This window comes from Nosocomiicoccus ampullae (assembly GCF_001696685.1).
In the GTDB taxonomy this organism is placed as follows: domain Bacteria; phylum Bacillota; class Bacilli; order Staphylococcales; family Salinicoccaceae; genus Nosocomiicoccus; species Nosocomiicoccus ampullae_A.
On sequence record NZ_MBFG01000029.1, the window covers coordinates 1 to 6,472 of the forward strand.

Below are 6,472 nucleotides of genomic sequence, written 5' to 3' on the forward strand. Positions count from 1 at the left end.
AACAAAAACTCAGAGTTCGGCTGCGTTTTTGTTAGATAAAAAAATATATTTAACAAAACTCCGACCAGACACCTGAAATTTGTTAAATATATCCGGATATCTAACAAAATCACGATTTTTTTGTTAAATATAATTTTAAGAAAGTGTAGTTTTATCTTTTTGAAGAATAAAAATCTCTATCACCTAACTTTATTGTCAAAACCACATCCCACGCTAAATGGTATAATTGATAAAGGAGTGATTTTATGAGAAATCTGACGGTCGACCAAAAATTGTACATTGAGCAATATGTTTCTAATGAGAAGAAGAGCCTCATCGTTGCTTATATACTGTGGTTCTTTTTAGGAGTGGTGGGCGCGCACCGTTTTTACGTCGGCAAAACAATCACGGGTATTTTAATGATTGTCGTGCTGATTATTTCAGGCATATTAACATTAGTCACGTTTGGCCTCGCGACTGCAGTGACGATGCTTCCAATCACAATTTGGTGGGTCATTGACGCAGTGCTCGTTATTTTTATGATAAAAAACTACAACAGACGCTTAAGAAGAGAAGCGCTGAGAAGTATCGCGCGCTAGCAAGATCTCGAGCAGGCAAACTACCAGCACTTAAAAAAGTCCTATGACCACACTCGATCATAGGACTTTATTTATTTAACAAGCCTAATTTAAATTCGCAAAGGCAACTAACTCACCTTTGTCGCAAGATTCAAAACCATTCTTTTCATAGAAGTGTCTTACATCAGGTGCTTCATCAGTTAATAAAACTTTCTGCCTGACATTTTCATATTTATTTAAAACGTGTTGCAACATTTCTGTCGCAATTCCTTGGTTTTGATACTCTTTTAACACAAGTATATCTTGAATATAAATAATCGTTAAACCATCACCGACAACACGAATCAGCCCTACGAGTTTGTCGCCTTCGCACGCTGTTAAAACATATAACGACTGCTCAATCGCCTGCTGTAAAAGCTCTAAGTCATCTGTATAAGCATACCACTCTACATCATTATAAAGGCTTTCTAATCGTTCTTTATCAATATATTTTTCATTACTATAATTTATTGTCATCATTTTCTCCTCTCGACTATCTACCACAAGCTACTTGAGCTAAAAAGAGTCAACGTTACTTCTCTTTAAATCCTTGTTCTGTTAAAAACTTTTTAACGTCAGAAAACGTACCGTCCTTCTCTGTGTTTCCGATGATACTTTTCCCGTTTTTAACATTTTCAACTCCTGTAATGTTGACCTCGACGTTATCACCAGCGTCTTTTACTTTTGTCTTCGTTTTAACGCCTTCGAACTGATTCAGCTCTGAGTAGAACTCCTCCAGTTGTTCGTAATCTTTCTTTGTGAAATTTAAGTCCGTTGATTCAACGAAATTAGACGCTTGCTCTTTCGGTACGAGACTCACGATTTCAAACTCTACTGAGCGCAGCGTTTCATCGCTATGGTTAACTGTGATCGTCATCGTGTAGTTTTCGTCTACTTTATTTTCAAATACTGACGAGTTTGTATTACATGCTGATAAAAAAACTGTTACTAGTAAAACGAGTGCGTACTTAATGTATTTCATCTGTTACCTCCGATATAAAAAAACACTCGAGGAAAGTCCCCGAGTGTTTATATTGTGACATAAAATTAATTATGCGTCGATTCCAGTTACAACACCTGATCCTACAGTACGTCCACCTTCACGGATTGAGAAACGTGTACCGTCTTCAATCGCGATTGGTGAAATTAACTCAACGTCCATTTCAACGTTGTCACCAGGCATAACCATTTCAGTACCTTCTGGTAAGTTTACGATACCAGTTACGTCAGTTGTACGGAAGTAGAACTGAGGGCGGTAGTTTGTGAAGAATGGAGTATGACGTCCACCTTCTTCTTTAGATAAAACGTAAACTTCTGCTTTGAATTTGCTGTGTGGAGTGATTGTTCCAGGAGCAGCAAGAACTTGTCCACGTTGGATGTCGTCACGTGATACACCACGTAATAACGCACCAATGTTGTCTCCAGCTTCAGCGTAGTCTAATAACTTACGGAACATTTCTACTCCAGTTACAGTTGTTTTAGAAGATTTTTCTGTAAGACCGATGATCTCAACTTCTTCACCAACTTTAACTTGTCCACGCTCAACGCGTCCTGTAGCTACTGTACCACGACCAGTGATTGAGAATACGTCCTCAACTGGCATCATGAATGGCTTGTCAGAGTCACGCTCTGGAGTTGGAATGTACTCATCAACAGCTTCCATAAGCTCGATGATTTTCTCTTCGTACTCTTCTTCACCTTCAAGAGCTTTAAGAGCAGAACCAGCGATTACAGGAATGTCGTCGCCTGGGAAGTCGTATTCAGAAAGTAATTCACGAACTTCCATTTCTACTAATTCTAATAACTCTTCGTCGTCAACCATGTCAACTTTGTTTAAGAATACTACTAATGCTGGAACACCAACGTTACGTGAAAGTAAGATGTGCTCACGAGTTTGTGGCATTGGGCCATCTGCAGCAGATACTACTAAGATAGCTCCGTCCATTTGTGCAGCACCAGTGATCATGTTTTTAACGTAGTCTGCGTGTCCTGGGCAGTCAACGTGTGCATAGTGACGGTTAGGTGTTTCGTACTCGATGTGTGACGTGTTGATTGTGATTCCACGTTCTTTTTCTTCTGGAGCGTTGTCTACTTGGTCGTATGACTGAGCGTCTCCACCGTATTTTTTAGATAAAACAGTCGCGATTGCTGCTGTTAATGTAGTTTTACCGTGGTCAACGTGCCCAATAGTACCAATGTTAGCATGCGTTTTCGAACGGTCAAATTTTTCTTTAGCCATTTGAAATATCTCTCCTTGTAATTTAGAAATTTTATAATTTCATTCGCCCACTTAATTAAAAGTGGACGAATTAATACCTATACTGTTTATACCTTTTTCCCGAGAAAAAATCAAGTATAGAGATTACTCTCCAGTGTTTTTCTTAATGATTTCTTCTGAGATTGAAGCTGGAACTTCTTCGTAGTGATCAAATACCATTGAGTAAGTTCCGCGTCCTTGTGTGTTAGAACGTAATGAAGTTGCGTAACCGAACATTTCTGATAGTGGTACGAATGCGTTAACGACTTGTGCGTTACCGCGTGCTTCCATACCTTCTACACGTCCACGACGGCTTGTTACGTCTCCCATAATATCTCCTAGATATTCTTCAGGCATAACAATTTCAACTTTCATAACCGGTTCTAAAAGAACTGGTTTACATTTTTTAGCTGCTTCTTTTAATGCAAGTGATGCAGCGATTTTGAACGCCATCTCAGATGAGTCGACGTCGTGGTAAGAACCATCATATAATTTCGCTTTAACGTCTACTAATGGGTATCCTGCAAGAACACCGTTTTCTAGAGCGTTTTTAAGTCCTTCTTCAACTGATGGAATATATTCACGTGGAACTACCCCACCAACGATTGCGTCTTCGAATTCAAATCCTGCACCTTGTTCGTTTGGTGTGAATTCAATGTGTACGTCACCGTACTGACCGCGTCCACCAGACTGACGGCTGAATTTACCTTGAACTTGTGCTGATTGAGTGAATGTTTCACGATAAGATACCATTGGAGCACCTACGTTACATTCAACGTTGAATTCAGACTTCATGCGGTGTACAAGAACGTCTAAGTGTAACTCACCCATACCACCGATGATAACTTGTCCAGTTTCATTGTCAGTGTATGCTGTGAATGTTGGGTCTTCTTCTTGTAATTTAACAAGAGCTGTAGACATTTTGTCTTGGTCCGCTTTTGATTTAGGCTCAACTGATAAGTGAATAACTGGCTCTGGGAATTCCATTGATTCTAAGATCACGCCAAGTTTTTCTTCAGTTAACGTGTCACCTGTACCAGTGTCTTTAAGACCTACTGCTGCAGCGATATCTCCTGAGTAAACAGTTGAAATCTCTTCACGAGAGTTTGCGTGCATTTGTAGGATACGACCGATACGTTCACGTTTACCTTTTGTTGTATTTGATACGTATGAACCTGAGTCTAATGAACCAGAGTACACACGGAAGAATGTTAATTTACCAACGAATGGGTCTGTCATAACCTTAAACGCTAACGCTGTGAAAGGCTCGTCGTCTCCTGGTTTCGCGATATATTCTTCTTCTGGATCGTTAGCCATATGACCAACGATTGGTTTTACTTCAAGTGGTGATGGTAAGTAATCGATGATTCCATCGAGTAATAACTGAACACCTTTGTTCTTGAATGCTGTACCACAGAATACTGGGAAGAACTCTACGTCACAAGTCGCTTTACGAATTGCAGCTTTAAGAGTCTCTTCTGAAAGCTCTTCTCCACCAAGGTATGCTTCCATAACGTCTTCGTTTACGTCTGCAAGACCTTCGATTAATGCTTCACGCATTTCTTGAGCTTTATCTTCGAATTCTGCTGGAATTTCAACTTCCTCTACGTCTTGACCTAAGTCATCGTGGTAAAGGTAAGTTTTCATTTTTACTAAGTCAATGATACCTCTGAACTCGTCTTCTGCACCGATTGGGTATTGTACCGCGTGTGCATTAGCTTGTAGACGGTCTCTGATTGTACCGATTGCATAGTCGAAGTCCGCACCGATCTTATCCATTTTGTTAACGAATACTAAACGTGGAACTTCATAGTTTGTTGCTTGTCTCCAAACTGTTTCAGTTTGTGGCTCAACACCTGATTGAGCGTCTAATACTGTTACAGCTGAGTCAAGTACACGTAAAGAACGTTCAACTTCAACTGTGAAGTCTACGTGCCCTGGTGTATCGATGATGTTTACACGGTGACCTTTCCACTGTGCAGTTGTTGCTGCAGATGTGATTGTAATACCACGGTCTTGTTCTTGCTCCATCCAGTCCATCTGTGATGCACCTTCGTGAGTTTCTCCAAGTTTGTGGATACGGCCTGTGTAATAAAGGATACGTTCTGTTGTAGTCGTTTTACCAGCATCGATGTGTGCCATGATACCGATGTTACGAGTGTTTTTTAGAGAAAATTCTCTTGCCATAGAACTTGTTGCTCCTTCCAAGTTTTTAAAAATAAATTTATACTACCGAGATCCACAATTCTACCAGCGGTAGTGTGCGAATGCTCTGTTAGCTTCTGCCATTTTGTGCATTTCTTCACGACGCTTAACCGCACCACCAGTGTTGTTAGCTGCGTCAAGAATTTCGTTTGCTAAACGTTCTACCATTGTTTTTTCTCCGCGTAGGCGTGAGTAGTTCACTAACCAACGAAGACCTAGAGTTGAACGTCTTTCTGGGCGTACCTCAACTGGTACTTGGTAGTTAGAACCCCCAACACGACGTGCTTTAACTTCTAGTAATGGCATGATGTTTTCTAATGCTTCTTCGAATACTTCGTTTGCGTCTCTACCTGAACGCTCTTCTACGATTTCGAACGCACTGTAAAGAATTTTTTGTGACGTACCGCGTTTTCCGTCGATCATTAACTTGTTAATTAACTTCGTAATTAACTTAGAGTTATGAATTGGATCCGGTAATACGTCTCTCTTAGGTACTGGACCTTTACGTGGCATACTAAGTAGCCTCCTTCCATGAATTGATTCTATATATTACGCTAAATTATGAATTTGCTTTTTTAGCACCGTATTTAGAACGTCCTTGTTTACGTCCCTCAACACCTGAAGTATCAAGTGCTCCACGAACTACTGTGTAACGTACCCCAGATAAGTCTTTGATGTGACCACCACGGATTAAAACAACTGAGTGTTCTTGTAAGTTGTGGCCAATACCTGGGATGTACGCGTTAACTTCCATGTTGTTAGAAAGTCTAACACGTGCATATTTACGTAAAGCTGAGTTCGGTTTACGTGGCGCCATCGTACCAACACGCGTACAAACTCCACGTTTTTGTGGTGAGTTGTTGTGCGTTACTGATTTCTTAAGGCTGTTAAACCCTCTGTTCAGTGCTGGTGCTTTAGATTTAGCTTTCTTCGATTGACGAGGTTTTCTTACTAATTGGTTAATAGTAGGCATCTTATTAAGTGTCCTCCCTTCTTCATTTCAATAATCCACACATCCAGGTGGTTCATTTTTTTACAATAAAAAATTTGTAAGAATTCTGCAACTCTTACAATTTCAAAAGTCATCCGTTACCATCTCTACGGTAACCTTAATTATTATATCATCGACACAAATCCTATGTCAACTTTATTTATAATCATTTAGACAACTTTTCTAAATTAATTTTAACAATATAAAAAGAAAAACGCTACACAAAACTGATGTGCTACCCAAAAGTTGGACTTTTGGAATTAAGCAGATTGTAAGGTATGTTTCCTGAATTCCTCAGGAGACATGTCTTTTAATTTTAGCTTAATTCTATCTTTATTATAGTATCTAATATATTCATGTACTGCGATCTCTAATGCTTCATATGTCTTGAATACTTCTCCATAAAACATTTCCTGCTTTAAT

Annotated in this window: 8 protein-coding genes; 1 reads left to right on the forward strand and 7 read right to left on the reverse strand. The window is 39.6% G+C overall.

Going from position 1 to position 6,472, the window contains the following annotated elements; translation table 11 throughout:
* Positions 1–245 precede the first annotated feature (245 nt).
* The gene (locus BBS29_RS08010; protein WP_084778917.1) at positions 246–578 is read left to right on the forward strand and encodes a TM2 domain-containing protein; all 333 of its coding nucleotides are present in this window, start codon (positions 246–248) and stop codon (positions 576–578) included.
* A gap of 84 nt (positions 579–662) precedes the next feature.
* Here BBS29_RS08010 and BBS29_RS08015 read toward each other — a convergent pair whose 3' ends face one another.
* The 7 genes from BBS29_RS08015 to BBS29_RS08635 form a co-directional block, all read right to left on the reverse strand.
* Positions 663–1,073 (reverse strand): GNAT family N-acetyltransferase, encoded by a 411-nt coding sequence (locus BBS29_RS08015; protein ID WP_068131180.1) that lies wholly within the window; start codon positions 1,071–1,073, stop codon positions 663–665.
* 55 nt (positions 1,074–1,128) lie between these two features.
* Entirely contained in the window at positions 1,129–1,578 is a 450-nt protein-coding gene (locus BBS29_RS08020) for a hypothetical protein (RefSeq protein WP_068131183.1), read from the reverse strand.
* A 69-nt stretch (positions 1,579–1,647) separates the two neighbouring features.
* Complete coding sequence (gene tuf / locus BBS29_RS08025) at positions 1,648–2,835, reverse strand: elongation factor Tu (RefSeq protein WP_068131185.1); 1,188 nt, start codon at positions 2,833–2,835, stop codon at positions 1,648–1,650.
* A 123-nt stretch (positions 2,836–2,958) separates the two neighbouring features.
* Positions 2,959–5,040 carry an elongation factor G gene (fusA, locus tag BBS29_RS08030; RefSeq protein ID WP_068131188.1) on the reverse strand — a complete coding sequence of 694 codons (2,082 nt, stop codon included), beginning with the start codon at positions 5,038–5,040 and terminating at the stop codon, positions 2,959–2,961.
* Between the two features lie 60 nt (positions 5,041–5,100).
* Positions 5,101–5,571: a 30S ribosomal protein S7 gene (gene rpsG, locus BBS29_RS08035; RefSeq protein ID WP_040928644.1), complete on the reverse strand. Its 471-nt coding sequence runs from the start codon at positions 5,569–5,571 to the stop codon at positions 5,101–5,103.
* Positions 5,572–5,617: 46 nt separating this feature from the next.
* A complete protein-coding gene (rpsL, locus tag BBS29_RS08040; RefSeq protein WP_040928645.1) occupies positions 5,618–6,031 on the reverse strand; it encodes a 30S ribosomal protein S12 in 414 nt (137 codons plus the stop codon).
* Between the two features lie 278 nt (positions 6,032–6,309).
* Positions 6,310–6,459, reverse strand: coding sequence for an IS3 family transposase (locus BBS29_RS08635; RefSeq protein ID WP_084778918.1), 150 nt, complete (start codon positions 6,457–6,459; stop codon positions 6,310–6,312).
* Positions 6,460–6,472: the final 13 nt, after the last annotated feature.